Genomic DNA, 13896 nt, shown 5'->3' with positions numbered 1-13896 from the left:
CAGCGCAATCCGGGTCCTTCGTGCCGCATGGATGGAATCCCGGATTACGCTTCGCTCCATCCGGGCTACGAGACCTTGCGTTGCCCGACGGGCAAAACACCCAAGCGCTCGGTCAATGCACCGCGCTAAAAATATTCCACTTTACCGAAATTCGGAAATGGCGGATAGTGCGCCCACTCCGGCCCAAGGGAGAGGGGCGTATCGCGATCGTCACGAACGCGGGCCGGACGGCGGTGGACGTGGGCCACATCGGCGCGAAGGGTTTTGCAGGGCGGGTAACTGTGAGCAAAACCGTCGCGCGCACGACCGGTGTGATCGGCGTACGGCAAAATCGTGTGGTCCTGGCGCCCGGGGTCTGTGCGTCAAGGCTCGTGGTGATGCGTGTGGCTCAACCGGGCCCTCGGATCAGTCATCTGCGAGACGACGGGGGCAATAATGCATCGCTCCCCGGGGAGAGCGCGACATACGTCGTCAAACCACTGCGCAGGGAAGGCCGGATGTTTGGCTTCACCTGTATGCCGCTGTGCAGCCTGTTGTAGCGCAGATATCGCACAGTGGACCGCGGGTGCCAGCCGGCACCCGGTCTTCCCTGCGCCCTCTTTCATCTGGGGGTGAGGCGACGGGCAAAGCTCGGGCGAAATGGGCCGCGAGGATGCGAAGGTGTGTCTGCGATGAAGAGAGCTGCAAATCGGCCGCGCGACCTCGCACGCCGTCATTGCGAGCGCAGCGAAGCAATCCAGGCTGCCTCCGCGGAAAGACTCTGAATTGCTTCGCTACGCTCGCAATGACGCTGTTGATGCAGATGCGCCACTCTTTGTGAGTTGTGCATGCGGCCCAGTTAGCTACCATGCGCCCGATCCCACCACGGGATCCAGCAGCAAGCGGAGGCGACATGAGTGGACAGGAACGCAAAGTGAAGGGATCGGACCTGTTCGTCGCGGCGCTGGAGAACGAAGGCGTCGACCGCATTTTCGGCGTGCCCGGCGAGGAAAATCTCGATCTTGTCGAATCGCTGCGCACCTCCAAGATCGAACTGGTCCTCACCCGCCACGAGCAGGCGGCCGCCTTCATGGCCGCGACGCATGGACGGCTGACCGGCAAGCCCGGCGTGTGCCTCTCCACACTCGGTCCCGGCGCGCTCAACCTGTCCACCGGCGCGGCCTATGCGCATCTCGGCGCGATGCCGATGATCCTCATCACCGGGCAGAAGCCGATCATGAGCAGCCGGCAGGCGCGCTTCCAGATCGTGGACGTGGTCGCGACCATGAAGCCGCTGACGAAACTGTCGCGGCAGATCGTCAGCGCCTCCTCGATCCCGACCGTGGTCCGCGATGCCTTCCGCGTGGCGATGGAGGAGCGGCCGGGCCCGGTGCATCTCGAACTACCCGAGGACATCGCGGGTGACGAAGTGCCCGCTACTCCGGTGGTCCCGATCCATCCGATCGAAATCCCCGTCGCCCATCGCGCCGCGCTTGATCGCGCCGCCGAGATGATTTTAGCCGCAAAGCGCCCGCTGGTGATGATGGGTGCTGCGACCAGCCGGCCGCGCTCGACCCATGGCATTGCGAGCTTCGTGCGACGGACCGGCATTCCCTTCTTCACGACGCAGATGGGGAAGGGCACCGTGCCCGGCGGCACCAATCTCTACATGGGCACGGCGGCACTGTCGGAGCGCGATTATGTCCATGATGCGATCGATGCCGCCGACCTGATCGTGGCGATCGGCCATGATCCGATCGAGAAGCCGCCCTTCATCATGGGGCCGTCGGGGCCGAAGGTGATCCACGTCAGCTACACCTCGGCCAGCGTCGAGCTGGTCTATTTTCCCGATGCCGAGGTGGTCGGCGACGTCGCCCCGAGCCTGGAGCTGCTGGCCGACCGGCTCGAAGGCAAGCTGCCACAGGCGGCGGCGCTGTTGCCGTTGCGCGAGGACATCCTCAAGCACATCGCCGACCGCGCCACCGAGACGCGCTGGCCGCCGACGCCGCAGCGGATCGTGCACGACATCCGCCAGGTCATCCCCGAGAACGGCATCGTCGCGCTCGACAACGGCATGTACAAGATCTGGTTCGCGCGCAATTACCGCACCCGCGTCGCCAACACGCTCTTGCTCGACAACGCGCTGGCGACGATGGGCGCCGGCCTGCCGTCGGCGATGATGGCCGCGATGCTCTACCCCGACCGCCGCGTGCTCGCGGTCGCCGGTGACGGCGGTTTCATGATGAACAGCCAGGAGATGGAGACCGCCGTCCGTCTCAAGCTCAACCTCGTCGTGCTGGTGCTGGAGGACAACGCCTACGGCATGATCCGCTGGAAGCAGGCGGTCGATCATTTCGCCGATTACGGCATGACTTTTGGTAATCCCGACTTTGCGCTCTATGCGAAAGCCTATGGCGCCAAGGGCCATCGCATCGCAAGCATCGACAGCTTTGGCCCGACGCTCGATGCTGCGTTCAGGGAGGGTGGCGTGCACCTGGTCTCGATCCCGATCGATTATTCGGAGAACGTGCGGGTGCTGGTCGACGAGCTGCGCGCGCATGAGAAGGCGAAGGCGTGAGTTTGTTTGACGCTCTCGCCACACCCGTCATTGCGAGCGCAGCGGCAAAATCCAGCTTCGTAGCCCGGATGAGCGCAGCGATATCCGGGTAAAGTGTTCCCCCATGTCGCTGCGCTCATGCGGGCTACAGGTGCTCCCTCATTACGATAACAACTTGTGTCACGCTCCCCGATCGTCGACACTCATCACCTCACCAACCACAGGAATAAAGCATGACTCGCGTTCGTTGTGTCACCGAGATGGGCATGGGCGTCGACGTCCACGGCAGGGACGCCACCAAGGCGGCGAAGCGCGCGGTGTCGGATGCCATCAGGCATTCGAGCCTCGGGTTCTTCCGGATGATCGGCAAGACCGCCAACGATATGTTCGTCGACGTCACCATCGGCGTGCCCAATCCCGAGGCGGTGGACACAGCTGCGGTCGCGAAGGAGCTTCCTTACGGCACCGTGACCGTCACCGCGGTCAAGGGCGGGCTGGAGATTCCTTCGGCCACGGAAGTGGCCAACGATCCCATCCTCATCGCCAACGCCGCCGTGATCGTCAGCTTCGACAAGGATTAGTGCAGTGTCCGACAGCGAATTCGCGCTGCTGGATCACCCGATCTGGAGTGCGCTGACGACGAGCCACAAGCATCTGGCGGAAGGCGGCCCGCGCGCGTTCCGCTATCCCGTGGACATGACGCCCTTTGCCGACATGGTCGACATGTCGGGGGCAAGCTTTGCCGCGCTCGGCGATCTCCTGTCGCCGTCGCAGGTGGCTGCGCTGTTCACGCCGGAGGCGGTGACACCGCCCGACGGCTTCAAGGTCGTGCTCGCCGACACCGGCGAGCAGATGATCGGATCACCCGCGGACAGCCCGCTTCGCGGGGCCGACATCGTCACGCTCGGTGACGCCGATGTTTCTGCGATGATGGCGCTGACGGCGCTGACCAAGCCCGGGCCGTTTGCCGCACGGACGCACGAGCTCGGCACGTTCCTCGGCATCCGCATCAATGGCGAGCTGGTCGCCATGACCGGCGAGCGGATGAAGCCGGGCAAATTCACCGAGATGACGGCGGTCTGCGTGCATCCCGATCATCGCGGCCGCGGCTATGCGCAGGCGCTGCTGGCGGCCGTCGCGCGCCAGATCGAGGCGCGCGGCGAGATCCCGTTCCTGCACGTGTTTTCCAGCAACGCGTCCGCCATCGCGCTCTATCAGCGGCAGGGCATGCGCATCCGCCGCCGCCTGCATGTCACCGCGCTGATGAAGCAGGAGTGACGGCGTCAGGTCTTATAGTCGACCAGCAATGCGCTCGCCGAGGAGGCGTTGCTGTTGCCGCTGGAGCCGTAGGAGGTCGACTGGCTGGTCGCGCTCTGCAGCATCGCGATCAACTCCTTCATCAGGTCCTCGGCGCTGGCGGAGGATGAGCTCGACGAGGAGGTGGAGTCGGTACTGCCGGTGCTCGATGAATCGCTGCTGTCGTTCGGCGGCGGAGGCGGGCCGCCGGCGCCGCTGATCCCCGAGAAGGTGTTGGCGAACACGTTCTTCAATTCGCTGGCCTGGTCGCTGGTCAGCTTGCCGCTCGACACCTCGCTCTGGATGACGTCGTCGATCTTGGACTGCATCTCGTCGGGCGAGGGCGGCGACGAGGAGCTGGAGCTGGACGCGCCGCTCTTGAGCGCGGAATCGATGTCGTCGAGCGCGGAGGAGAGCGCCGTCTCGTCGCTCGAGCTGAAGGTGCCCGCCGAGACTTCCTTGGTGAGCTCGCTCTTAAGGCGGTCGAGCGGGGAGTAAGAACTGGTGGAGGTTGCAGAGATCGAGGTCATTGCCGGTCACCCATGATGAAGTCAGGAATACGCTGAACATGGGTGCGAGGCTAAAGGTCGCGCGCTTAACGAGGTCTTGCCGCAAGGATTGCTGTGGTTTTCGTCGTGTTGCTCGCGCGCCAGTGAACACGGGGCGAAACAAAAATATCGATGTGTCCCGTGCCGATCCGGGCCCGAAGGGGTGGGCTTCCCCGCGGCCGATTTCTCGCTATATCCATTGCAACCAATTCAGGGAGGCAGAACTTCATGGACGCCAGGGCAACCGATTTTTCCGCCGTGCGGACGGCGATGCAGCGCTACGTCGATCAGGAGATCATCCCCGGCGCGTCCTGGGCGGTACTGCGTGGCCACGACGTCGTTGACCAGCAATGCGTCGGCTTTGCCGACCGCGAGGCGAAGACCGCGCTCCGGCCCGACCACATCTTTCGCGCCTTTTCCAACACCAAGATCTTCGTCACCTGCGCGATCATGCTGTTGATGGAAGAGGGGCGCATCGGGCTCGATGACCCCGTCGAGAAATTCCTGCCGCAGCTCGGCAATCGCAAGGTCTTGAAGCCCGGCGCGGCGAGCCTTGCCGATGTCGAGCCGGCGAATGGTCCGATCACGATCCGCCAGCTTCTGACCCACACCTCCGGCCTCAGCTACGGCATCTTCGATCCGGGCACGGTGCTGTTCAAGGGCTACAACGCGGCGGGCGTGCTCAATCCGCTGACGCCGCTGACCGACATGATCGACAAGCTCGCCGATCTGCCGCTGTCCTATCAGCCCGGCACGGCTTGGGAATATTCGGTCGCGACCGACGTGCTTGGCCGCGTCGTCGAGGTGATCTCGGGCAAATCCCTCGATGCCGTCTTCAAGGCGAGCATCTTCGATCCGCTCGGCATGACCGATACCGGCTTCTTCGTGCCGGAGGCGCAGCAGGAGAGGCTGGTCGCGCTCTACAACGGTGCGGACCCGCTCGATCCCATGAAGCCCGGCCTCACGCGCGCCGACGACAATCTGCCTTATCCGCAAGCCTACCGGCGGCCGTTCCCACGGCTCTCGGGCGGCGGCGGCCTGGTCTCGACCCTGCCTGATATGCTCGCGCTCGTACGGGCTCTGGTGCCGGGGTCGAATGCGCTGCTGAAGCCGGAAACGCTGCGGCAGATGATGACGAACCAGTTGCCCGCAGGGCGGACCATCCGTTTCGCCAATCTCGGCCCGATCCCCGGCAAGGGTTTTGGGCTCGGCGGCGCCATCACCTTCGCGCCGATGCCGTCGGATCCGCCGAACTCCACCGGCGAATTCCAGTGGGGCGGGCTGGCCGGCACCCATTGGTGGATCTGCCCCGAGGCCAATACCGCCGGCGTGTTGATGGCCCAGCGCTATATGGGTTTCTGGAATCCGTACTTCTTCGAGTTCAAGCGCCTTGCCTACCAGGCCGTCGGAGGCTGACCGCGAAAAAATTGCGCGCACCCGCGCCCCTGATGCGCGAATATCTGACGAGATGAGACGTGGCAGGCTGTTCAATGACAGATGGGGGAGTGGGATCGCAGACGTGCCCAACTATCTCGGCCTCGATGGATTTCGTTTCGGCTGGGTAGCGGCCTGGATCGACGGGCGCGGCGATCACGGTTTTGACTATTCGCCGGGGCTGACGCGCCTGCTCGCGATGCCGCATGCGCGCGCGATGATCGACATGCCGATCGGATTGAAGCCGGCCGGCTATCGTGTGTGCGACTTGCGTGCACGCGAATTGATCGGCCCCGCCGTGTTTCTCGGGGCTCGCCGCGACCTCTGGGCATTCGCCGATATGGCGGCAGCCAATCGCCACTACTGGCTGCACGAAGGCAAGGGCAGAGGCGTCTCGGCGCAGCTTTGGAATATCAGGGACAAGATCAGGGAGGTCGACGTGATCATGACGCCGGCGGGGCAGGCAATCATCGGCGAGGCGCATCCGGAATTGATCTTCTGGAATCTCGCCGGCCGCGTGCGGCTCGACGGCAAGGCGTCGGCGCAAGGCCGCGAACAACGCATCGCGCTCCTGGAGAGACGCGGTTTTACACGCCTGCGAAAATGGCTGACGCTGCGCCAAGGCACCGGTATCGGCCGCGACGATCTCGTCGACGCCTGTGCTTGTGCGGTTGCCGCTCGCGACAGCACGCAGCGTGTCGGCGGCGAGGAGGTCGATCCGCGCGGACTGCGGATGGAGATCAATTATTGAGGCCGAATCTAGCTGCTCCGACTCGGGAAAAATAGGCAATTTATTCGAACCATACAGGAACTGGTGCTGGTCGGCGCGCGTTCCCCGTGCGAACAGAATTGAGAGAAAGCTCGTGCGATGAATGATGCCAGTCAGTTCGTAACCGCGATGCTCGCGCTCGTTTTCACCGGAGCATTGCTCGTGACCGGTCAGCTCTTCGTCGAGCAGCGCGCCCAGCGCGATGCGGTCTACGCAACCAATCATCTGCTGCGGCCGTTTTAATTTGGCTCAATGACCCGGCCTTGCACCGTTCGATGGCTCGCCTAGACTAGGCGCAATCTCACGAACGAAGCCGGGGTCCCGATGTCCGATCTATCCGCCTTTCCGATCACCAAGCGCTGGCCGGCAAAGCATCCTGAGCTGCTTCAGCTCTATTCGCTACCGACGCCGAACGGCGTGAAGGTCTCGATCATGCTGGAGGAGATCGGGCTGCCTTACGAAGTCCATCTCGTCGATTTCGGCAAGGACGATCAGAAGACGCCGGAGTTCCTCTCACTCAATCCGAACGGCAAGATCCCTGCGATCCTCGATCCCAACGGTCCCGGCGGCAGGCCACTGCCGCTGTTCGAGTCCGGCGCGATCCTGCAATATCTCGCGGAGAAGACCGGCAAGCTCTTGCCGGAGGACGCTGCGCGCCGCTACCAGACCATCCAGTGGGTGCATTTCCAGATGGGCGGCATCGGGCCGATGTTCGGCCAGGTCGGCTTCTTCCACAAATTCGCCGGCAAGGACTTTGAGGACAAGCGGCCGCGCGATCGTTACGTCAGCGAAGCCAAGCGCCTGCTCGGCGTGATGGAGACGCACCTCGCCGGCCGGCAATGGTTCATGGATGACGATTACACCATCGCGGATATCTCGATGCTCGGCTGGGTGCGCAACCTCATCGGCTTCTATGGCGCCGGCGATCTCGTCGAGTTCAGCCAATTCAAGTCGGTTGCTGCTTGGCTCGAACGTGGCCTTGCGCGCCCCGCCGTGGAACGCGGACTGAACATTCCGAAGCGGCCGTAAGATCTAAGTCAGCGCCTTGTACGCCATGTAGAGCGCCATCAGCCCAACGAGAGCGATCATGGCCCGGCGCAGCGCCGATTTGCTGACGCCGTTGGCCATGCGTGCACCGAAATCGGTGCCGATCCAGAGGCCGGCAACGATGCCGATGACGGCCGGCCAGCCGACCATGAGTCCCTTGCTCCAGTAGATCCAGGCCGCCGGGATGTTGGTCGGGATGACCGAGAAGATGAGGCTGACGAGCTGCGCCTGATGCTGCGGCACGCGCAGGCCTGCTGCGAGGCCGACAGTGATCGCAAGGCCTCCGCCGATGCCCATGAAGCCGGACGAAAAGCCGGCCGCCATGCCGATGAGGAGCAGGGGCAGCCGGGGCAGATTATCCCGGCCGTTGGCCTTGTCGCTTGCCTCGTTGCGGTCGTGTCGCAGGATGAGGAGGGCGATCAGCGCGACGAGGTAGACGACATAAGTCCATTGCAGAACCGCGTCGGACACCGCGGCCGCGGCATAGCCGCCGCCGATGCCACCGACGAGAAATCCGATGCAGATCCAGATGATCCATGACAGCGGACTGCGATTCCCGCTCTGCCAATAGCGGCGCACGCCGGCGAGACCCGTCGGCGGAATCTGCGTGATCAGCGAGGTGCCCTGGGCGATATGCTGCTCGGCCCCGAGCATCAGCACGGAGAAGATCACGAGACCGCCCCCCGGGCTTGTGCCCGTGAAGCCCGACGCGAGCCCTCCGATCAGGCCGACGCCGGCGCCGGCAATGAGTTCAAGAAGGACATCGGTCATGTCCTGGTCCGTCGCTTGACGTCGGGCTTGGTCGTACGGAAGCCATCGACCACGCCATCGACGGCTGCCATGCAGGCCCCGACGTCAAAATCTTCGCCCCAGCATTTTTGCAGCACAAAGCCCTGGAAGATCGCGATCAGCACCCGCGCGATCGCCTCCGCGCTGATATCGCGCTTGATGAGGCCGTCGTGCTGGCCGCGCTCGACCAGCGCCACGATCAGCGCGCGCGGCATGTCGATGCCTTCGACGACGCTGGTGCGGACGCGGCGATTGCGCAGCGCCTCGGCCCAGCCATGGATGCCGACGCGGCGGCGCGCTTCGCCGGCGGGATCGGTGAGCCATTGCGCGTAGACGCGGATCAGCGCGTGGAGACCTTCAATCGGATCGCCCGATCCCTGCGCGACCGAGTTGAGCACGGCCTCGCGGCGGTGACGGTCGTCGGCGAGCGCCTCGATCAGATCATCCTTGCTCTGGAAGTAGAGATAGACCGCGCCGTGGCTCAGTCCGGACCGCTTGACGATGTCGGCCATGCCGGTCTGGTGAAATCCGTCCTCGGCGAAGCAGCCGAGGGCGGCTTCGAGAATCTGCTGCCGCCGGCCTTCGCGCTGCTTGTCGCTGATCTTGGGCATCCGGGCGGTCCATAAATAACTGACAGATCGATCGTTTTAGCCGGTGGCCGGCTGGGGCTCTGCTTTAGCGGGTCAATATAAAAAATGATCAGTCAGTCATTTTTATTCGCCAAGAAGATTTTGGTCAAGTCCGACCGTCTTGAGCCGGCAAGGGAGAAGATTGTTCCGTTGTGATTGCGCCGATTGAGGCGCCGCTGCGGCCTCGATGGCGCGCCGCTAGAATAGCCGTCCGCCGTTCGGCACGGGCTTGCTCGGCTGCACCAGCACGACCTTGCCGTCGGCATCGGGGAAGCCGAGCGTCAGCACCTCCGACACGACCGGGCCGATCTGGCGCGGCGGGAAATTGACCACCGCCGCGACCTGTTGTCCCACCAGCGTCTCGATCGGATGGTTTTCGGTGATTTGCGCCGAGCTCTTGCGCACGCCGATGGCCGGACCGAAGTCGATCCACAGCCGCCACGCCGGCTTGCGCGCCTCCGGGAACGGCTTTGCATCGACGATGGTCCCGACGCGGATGTCGACCGCGAGGAAGGCGTTGAAGTCGATGGTCGGCGAGGCGGCCGCGGCGGGATCGTGAGTGACGTGCATGATGTATCCGTTCGGAGAGCTGGCTTGGATCCCAATATTGTCGCGCGAAGCGGAGTTTCGTACAACGCCGCAGCCGAAGCATCACGCATGCGCGAGGAACTGCTCTTGCCCAACACCATCTACGGCATCAAGAACTGCGACACCATGAAGAAGGCCCGCACCTGGCTCGACAGCCACGGCGTGGCCTACGAGTTTCACGATTACAAGGCTGTGGGCGTCGACAAGGACAAGCTCAAGCAGTGGAGCGACAAGGTCGGCTGGGAGACGCTGCTCAATCGCGCCGGCACCACCTTCAAGAAGCTGCCGGAGGCCGACAAGGAAGGCCTCACCGAGAAAAAGGCGCTGGCCCTGATGCTAGCGCAACCATCGATGATCAAGCGGCCGGTGCTGGAAGCCGGCGGCAAGCTGCTGGTCGGCTTCAAGCCGGATATCTACGCCAAGGAAGTGAAGGCCAAGTAGAACGGCGTCCGATCGCGCGGGGCGTCAGTTCAGCTCGATGATCTCGGTGGTGACGCCGGGCTGATCGGCGAACTCGACCACATCCGCGGCTGCGATGCGGCCGGGGGCGCGATGAAAGAGATCGCGATCGATCACCGCGCGCAATTTCGGGCGCGGCAGCGCGTCATTTCCGCGCATCAGATTCTTGATCTCGAAGCCGCCGTCCTCGCAGAAGGTCTTGAGCGAAGCGATGACGTGACAGACCTTTCCGTCGGTCTGGAACGGCAGCAGCAAGCGCTCATAGGCGACGACGCGGCCATAGATGTCGTCGACATCGGCCACGCTGTAGACCGGCAGTCCGCGCGCGACGCATTCATGATAGATGGGCATCACGAAAGGCACGAGCCGCGCCCCGATATATTCATCCAGCGGAACGCCCTTGCCGGTATGTCCATAGGCGCGCGAGATGCGCGTGCCTTCGCTCTGGATGACGAGGCGTGGCGTCTCGGTCGAAAGATCCACCGTATAGTAGATGAGATCGAATAACTCTTCCTCGAGTCGTGCCGGCTGATACTCCCAGATCGCAGGCGCCATCTGCTGGCGCGCATAAAGTCGCAGCCACGTGTTCAGGAGATCACGCTGCCTGATCGACTTGACGACGGAGGGCGCGGCGCTTGCGAAATCCAAAACAATATTCCCGGCAGTTCGAGACCTGCGCATCATGCAGCTTGCGGGAAAATTTTCTATGAAGGCTGGCGTGCGGGACGAAAGACCGTTAACGACGGCTTGATGACCGGTGCTTTCGCGAACCGGAAGGCCGGGCAGGCACGACATCGAAACGCCTCCGACTAAGGGAGCATTTGTATCCCAGCCGAAGGCCTGATCTGCTCAGCTTTCCGCCTTGCCTAACCCCCGTCACCTCCGGCATATTCCGCGCCCGGAGGCGGAGTTCCCGGACGGCCGCAAGGCGTCGGGAAAGTCGAAGCAACAAGGATAGCCACGCGCGTTTGCGCGGGCAGGGGGAAATCTGTTTGGCCGATGAGTTTATTCTCGAAACGGAAGGCTTGACCAAGGAGTTCGCGGGCTTCTTCGCTGTCCGCGACGTTGCGCTCAAGGTCCGCCGTGGAAGCATTCATGCGTTGATCGGCCCGAACGGCGCCGGCAAGACGACGTGCTTCAATCTCTTGACCAAGTTCCTGAAACCGTCTGCCGGAAAAATCCTGTACAAGGGGCAGGACATCACCGCGATGGCGCCGGCCGACGTGGCCCGCATGGGCCTCGTTCGCTCGTTCCAGATCTCGGCGGTATTTCCGCATCTCACCGCGCTGGAAAACGTCCGTGTCGCGCTTCAGCGCCAGCACGGCAGCTCGTTCGACTTCTGGCGTTCCAAGTCGGTGCTCAACCGCTTCAACGATCGCGCGCGCGAACTGTTGAACGATGTCGGCCTCAGCGAGTTTGCCAATACGCCCGCGGTCGAGATGCCCTACGGGCGCAAGCGTGCACTCGAGATCGCAACGACGCTGGCGCTCGACCCCGAAATGATGCTGCTGGACGAGCCGATGGCCGGCATGGGTCACGAGGACATCGACAAGATCGCGGCGCTGATCAAGCGGATCTCCGCGAAATATACTATCCTGATGGTTGAGCATAACCTCAGCGTCGTGGCCAATCTCTCCGACATCATCACCGTGCTGACGCGCGGGCAGGTGCTGGCGCAGGGCCATTACAGCGAACTCACCAAGGACGAGCGCGTCAAGGAAGCGTATCTGGGAGCCGGTCATGCCTGACACTGCGATCGCCGAGGCTCCGGCAAAGTCTGCGACCGGCGGAAACATCCTTCAGGTCCGCAACCTCGAAGCATGGTACGGCGAGTCCCACATCCTGCACGGGATCAATTTCGACGTGAATGCGGGCGAGGTCGTCACGCTGCTCGGGCGCAACGGCGCCGGCAAGACCACCACGCTGAAGTCGATCATGGGCATCATCGGCAAGCGTGCCGGCTCGATCAAATTCAACAACCAGGAGATCATCCGCGCGACCTCCGACAAGATTGCGCGCATGGGCATCGCGTTCTGTCCGGAAGAGCGAGGGATATTCTCCAGCCTCGACGTGCGGGAGAATTTGCTGCTGCCGCCAGTGGTCCGTGAAGGCGGGTTGCCGCTCGAGCAGATCTTCGAGCTGTTTCCGAACCTGAAGGAGCGGCTCAACAGCCAGGGCACCAAGCTCTCCGGCGGCGAGCAGCAGATGCTCGCGATCGCGCGCATCCTGCGCACCGGCGCAAGCTTCCTGATGCTGGACGAGCCGACCGAGGGCCTGGCACCCGTCATCATCCAGCAGATCGGCCACACCATTGCGCGGCTCAAGAAGGAGGGATTCACGATCCTCCTGGTCGAGCAGAACTTCCGTTTCGCATCCACCGTCGCCGACCGCTATTACGTCGTCGAACACGGCAAGATCATTGACGGATTTTCCAACGCGGAGCTTGCCGCCAACATGGACAAGCTCCACACCTATCTCGGCGTCTAGAACGGCCAAACGTCAAACGACGAAGAGAAATTCACGAGGGAAGTCACATGAAGAAGTCGATTGCATCGTTTCTGCTCGGCGCGGCATTGGCCGTCACCACGGCTGGCGTAGCCTTCGCACAGGACAAGACGGTCAAGATCGGTGCGCTGTCCGATCAGTCCGGCCTCTATGCCGATCTCGGCGGCCCCGGCTCGACGCTCGCCGCGCAGATGGCGGTTGAGGATTCCGGTCTCGCGGCCAAGGGCTGGAAGATCGACATCATCTCCGGCGACCACCAGAACAAGCCCGACATCGGCACCGCGATCGCGCGCCAGTGGTTCGACGTCGACAAGGTCGACGTCATCGTCGACGTGCCGAACTCGGGCGTTGCGCTCGCCGTCAACAACGTCATCAAGGAAAAGAACGGCGTCTACATCAACTCGGGTGCTGCGACCTCCGACCTGACCAACGCGCAGTGCTCGCCCAACACCGTGCACTGGACCTACGACACCTACATGCTGGCCCACACCACGGGGCAGGCGCTGGTGAAGGCGGGTGGCGACAGCTGGTTCTTCCTGACCGCGGACTATGCCTTCGGTGCGGCGCTCGAGCGCGACACCACGGCCGTGGTCACCGCCAATGGCGGCAAGGTGGTCGGCGGCGTCAAGCATCCCCTGAACACGCCGGACTTCTCCTCGTTCCTGCTCCAGGCGCAGGCGTCCAAGGCCAAGATCGTCGGCCTTGCCAATGCCGGCGGCGACACCACCAACTCGATCAAGCAGGCGGCCGAGTTCGGCATCGTCAAGGGCGGCCAGAAGCTCGCCGCGCTGTTGCTGTTCCTCACCGACGTCAAGGCGATTGGTCTCGAGACCGCGCAGGGCCTCAACTTCACCGAGACCTTCTACTGGGACATGAACGACCAGACCCGCGCCTTCTCCAAGAAGTTCTCGGAGAAGATGAAGAACGGCGCGATGCCGACCATGGTGCAGGCGGGCGTCTATGCCGGCGTGCGCCATTATCTCAAGGCGCTCGAAGCGCTCGGCGGCAATCCTCATGACGGCGTCAAGGTCGTCGAGAAGATGAAGTCGATGCCGACCGAGGACGATCTGTTCGGCAAGGGCGAGATCCAGCCCAACGGCCGCACCATCCACAATGCCTATCTGTTCGAGGTGAAGAAGCCCTCCGAGTCGAAGGGGCCGTGGGACTTCTACAAGCTGGTCGGCACGGTGTCGGGCGACCAGGCCTTCACGCCGCTCTCCGAGAGCAAGTGCCCACTGCTCAAGAAGTAAGAACAACAGCCCGCCGGCTTCGAGCCGGCGGGCAGCTATCCAGGGA

At 63.3% G+C, this 13896-nt stretch carries 16 protein-coding genes; 11 read left to right on the top strand and 5 right to left on the bottom strand.

Annotated elements, in window-relative coordinates; genetic code table 11:
* The first annotated feature begins 892 nt into the window (after positions 1-892).
* The 3 genes from RAD16_RS07300 to RAD16_RS07290 all read left to right on the top strand — a co-directional run bounded on the left by RAD16_RS07300 (position 893) and on the right by RAD16_RS07290 (position 3814).
* Positions 893-2557, top strand: a complete 1665-nt coding sequence (locus tag RAD16_RS07300; RefSeq protein ID WP_458157192.1) for an acetolactate synthase large subunit — start codon at positions 893-895, stop codon at positions 2555-2557.
* A gap of 212 nt (positions 2558-2769) precedes the next feature.
* Complete coding sequence (locus tag RAD16_RS07295; protein ID WP_458157191.1) at positions 2770-3117, top strand: Lin0512 family protein; 348 nt, start codon at positions 2770-2772, stop codon at positions 3115-3117.
* Between the two features lie 4 nt (positions 3118-3121).
* Positions 3122-3814: a GNAT family N-acetyltransferase gene (locus tag RAD16_RS07290; protein ID WP_458157190.1), complete on the top strand. Its 693-nt coding sequence runs from the start codon at positions 3122-3124 to the stop codon at positions 3812-3814.
* Positions 3815-3819: 5 nt separating this feature from the next.
* Here the strand turns inward: RAD16_RS07290 and RAD16_RS07285 are convergent, their stop codons facing one another.
* The gene (locus tag RAD16_RS07285; protein ID WP_458157189.1) at positions 3820-4362 is read right to left on the bottom strand and encodes a hypothetical protein; all 543 of its coding nucleotides are present in this window, start codon (positions 4360-4362) and stop codon (positions 3820-3822) included.
* Positions 4363-4608: 246 nt separating this feature from the next.
* Between RAD16_RS07285 and RAD16_RS07280 the strand changes: the two genes are divergently transcribed.
* From RAD16_RS07280 to RAD16_RS07265, 4 genes are all read left to right on the top strand, one after another.
* Positions 4609-5796 carry a serine hydrolase domain-containing protein gene (locus RAD16_RS07280; protein ID WP_458157188.1) on the top strand — a complete coding sequence of 396 codons (1188 nt, stop codon included), beginning with the start codon at positions 4609-4611 and terminating at the stop codon, positions 5794-5796.
* 103 nt (positions 5797-5899) lie between these two features.
* Positions 5900-6565, top strand: coding sequence for a DUF429 domain-containing protein (locus RAD16_RS07275; protein ID WP_458157187.1), 666 nt, complete (start codon positions 5900-5902; stop codon positions 6563-6565).
* A 117-nt stretch (positions 6566-6682) separates the two neighbouring features.
* Positions 6683-6826 carry a hypothetical protein gene (locus RAD16_RS07270; protein WP_458157186.1) on the top strand — a complete coding sequence of 48 codons (144 nt, stop codon included), beginning with the start codon at positions 6683-6685 and terminating at the stop codon, positions 6824-6826.
* An 81-nt stretch (positions 6827-6907) separates the two neighbouring features.
* Positions 6908-7612: a glutathione S-transferase family protein gene (locus RAD16_RS07265; RefSeq protein WP_458157185.1), complete on the top strand. Its 705-nt coding sequence runs from the start codon at positions 6908-6910 to the stop codon at positions 7610-7612.
* Between the two features lie 3 nt (positions 7613-7615).
* Here RAD16_RS07265 and RAD16_RS07260 read toward each other — a convergent pair whose 3' ends face one another.
* The 3 genes from RAD16_RS07260 to RAD16_RS07250 form a co-directional block, all read right to left on the bottom strand.
* Positions 7616-8401 (bottom strand): sulfite exporter TauE/SafE family protein, encoded by a 786-nt coding sequence (locus RAD16_RS07260; protein WP_458157184.1) that lies wholly within the window; start codon positions 8399-8401, stop codon positions 7616-7618.
* Complete coding sequence (locus RAD16_RS07255) at positions 8398-9030, bottom strand: TetR/AcrR family transcriptional regulator (RefSeq protein ID WP_458157183.1); 633 nt, start codon at positions 9028-9030, stop codon at positions 8398-8400. The genes RAD16_RS07260 and RAD16_RS07255 overlap by 4 nt, the downstream gene beginning before the upstream one ends.
* A 216-nt stretch (positions 9031-9246) precedes the next feature.
* On the bottom strand, positions 9247-9618 hold the full coding sequence (locus RAD16_RS07250) for a tRNA-binding protein (RefSeq protein ID WP_458157182.1): 372 nt from the start codon (positions 9616-9618) through the stop codon (positions 9247-9249).
* Between the two features lie 105 nt (positions 9619-9723).
* Between RAD16_RS07250 and RAD16_RS07245 the strand changes: the two genes are divergently transcribed.
* Positions 9724-10077 carry an ArsC family reductase gene (locus RAD16_RS07245; RefSeq protein ID WP_458157410.1) on the top strand — a complete coding sequence of 118 codons (354 nt, stop codon included), beginning with the start codon at positions 9724-9726 and terminating at the stop codon, positions 10075-10077.
* Positions 10078-10101: 24 nt separating this feature from the next.
* Here the strand turns inward: RAD16_RS07245 and RAD16_RS07240 are convergent, their stop codons facing one another.
* Positions 10102-10776, bottom strand: a complete 675-nt coding sequence (locus RAD16_RS07240; protein ID WP_458157409.1) for a hypothetical protein — start codon at positions 10774-10776, stop codon at positions 10102-10104.
* A 311-nt stretch (positions 10777-11087) separates the two neighbouring features.
* On the opposite strand from RAD16_RS07240, the gene RAD16_RS07235 reads away from it, so the two are divergent.
* The 3 genes from RAD16_RS07235 to RAD16_RS07225 are packed head-to-tail and all read left to right on the top strand — an operon-like array spanning position 11088 to position 13850.
* On the top strand, positions 11088-11843 hold the full coding sequence (locus tag RAD16_RS07235; protein ID WP_008551999.1) for an ABC transporter ATP-binding protein: 756 nt from the start codon (positions 11088-11090) through the stop codon (positions 11841-11843).
* Positions 11836-12582 carry an ABC transporter ATP-binding protein gene (locus RAD16_RS07230; protein WP_458157181.1) on the top strand — a complete coding sequence of 249 codons (747 nt, stop codon included), beginning with the start codon at positions 11836-11838 and terminating at the stop codon, positions 12580-12582. Before RAD16_RS07235 ends, RAD16_RS07230 begins: the two co-directional genes overlap by 8 nt.
* A 47-nt stretch (positions 12583-12629) precedes the next feature.
* Positions 12630-13850, top strand: coding sequence for an ABC transporter substrate-binding protein (locus tag RAD16_RS07225; protein ID WP_458157180.1), 1221 nt, complete (start codon positions 12630-12632; stop codon positions 13848-13850).
* Positions 13851-13896 lie beyond the last annotated feature (46 nt).

Source organism: Bradyrhizobium sp. 18BD, from assembly GCF_054185225.1.
The sequence above is the reverse complement of the archived record's forward strand: the minus strand, read 5'-3'. Positions and strand labels throughout refer to the sequence as shown.

Excerpts from the sequence above, each read along its gene's own strand:
- RAD16_RS07285 (WP_458157189.1), bottom strand. The coding sequence starts at position 4,362 with ATGACCTCGATCTCTGCAACCTCCACCAGTTCTTACTCCCCGCTCGAC.
- RAD16_RS07250 (WP_458157182.1), bottom strand. The coding sequence starts at position 9,618 with ATGCACGTCACTCACGATCCCGCCGCGGCCGCCTCGCCGACCATCGAC.
- RAD16_RS07300 (WP_458157192.1), top strand. The coding sequence starts at position 893 with ATGAGTGGACAGGAACGCAAAGTGAAGGGATCGGACCTGTTCGTCGCG.
- RAD16_RS07225 (WP_458157180.1), top strand. The coding sequence starts at position 12,630 with ATGAAGAAGTCGATTGCATCGTTTCTGCTCGGCGCGGCATTGGCCGTC.
- RAD16_RS07295 (WP_458157191.1), top strand. The coding sequence starts at position 2,770 with ATGACTCGCGTTCGTTGTGTCACCGAGATGGGCATGGGCGTCGACGTC.
- RAD16_RS07265 (WP_458157185.1), top strand. The coding sequence starts at position 6,908 with ATGTCCGATCTATCCGCCTTTCCGATCACCAAGCGCTGGCCGGCAAAG.
- RAD16_RS07230 (WP_458157181.1), top strand. The coding sequence starts at position 11,836 with ATGCCTGACACTGCGATCGCCGAGGCTCCGGCAAAGTCTGCGACCGGC.
- RAD16_RS07280 (WP_458157188.1), top strand. The coding sequence starts at position 4,609 with ATGGACGCCAGGGCAACCGATTTTTCCGCCGTGCGGACGGCGATGCAG.
- RAD16_RS07240 (WP_458157409.1), bottom strand. The coding sequence starts at position 10,776 with ATGCGCAGGTCTCGAACTGCCGGGAATATTGTTTTGGATTTCGCAAGC.
- RAD16_RS07260 (WP_458157184.1), bottom strand. The coding sequence starts at position 8,401 with ATGACCGATGTCCTTCTTGAACTCATTGCCGGCGCCGGCGTCGGCCTG.
- RAD16_RS07270 (WP_458157186.1), top strand. The coding sequence starts at position 6,683 with ATGAATGATGCCAGTCAGTTCGTAACCGCGATGCTCGCGCTCGTTTTC.
- RAD16_RS07255 (WP_458157183.1), bottom strand. The coding sequence starts at position 9,030 with ATGCCCAAGATCAGCGACAAGCAGCGCGAAGGCCGGCGGCAGCAGATT.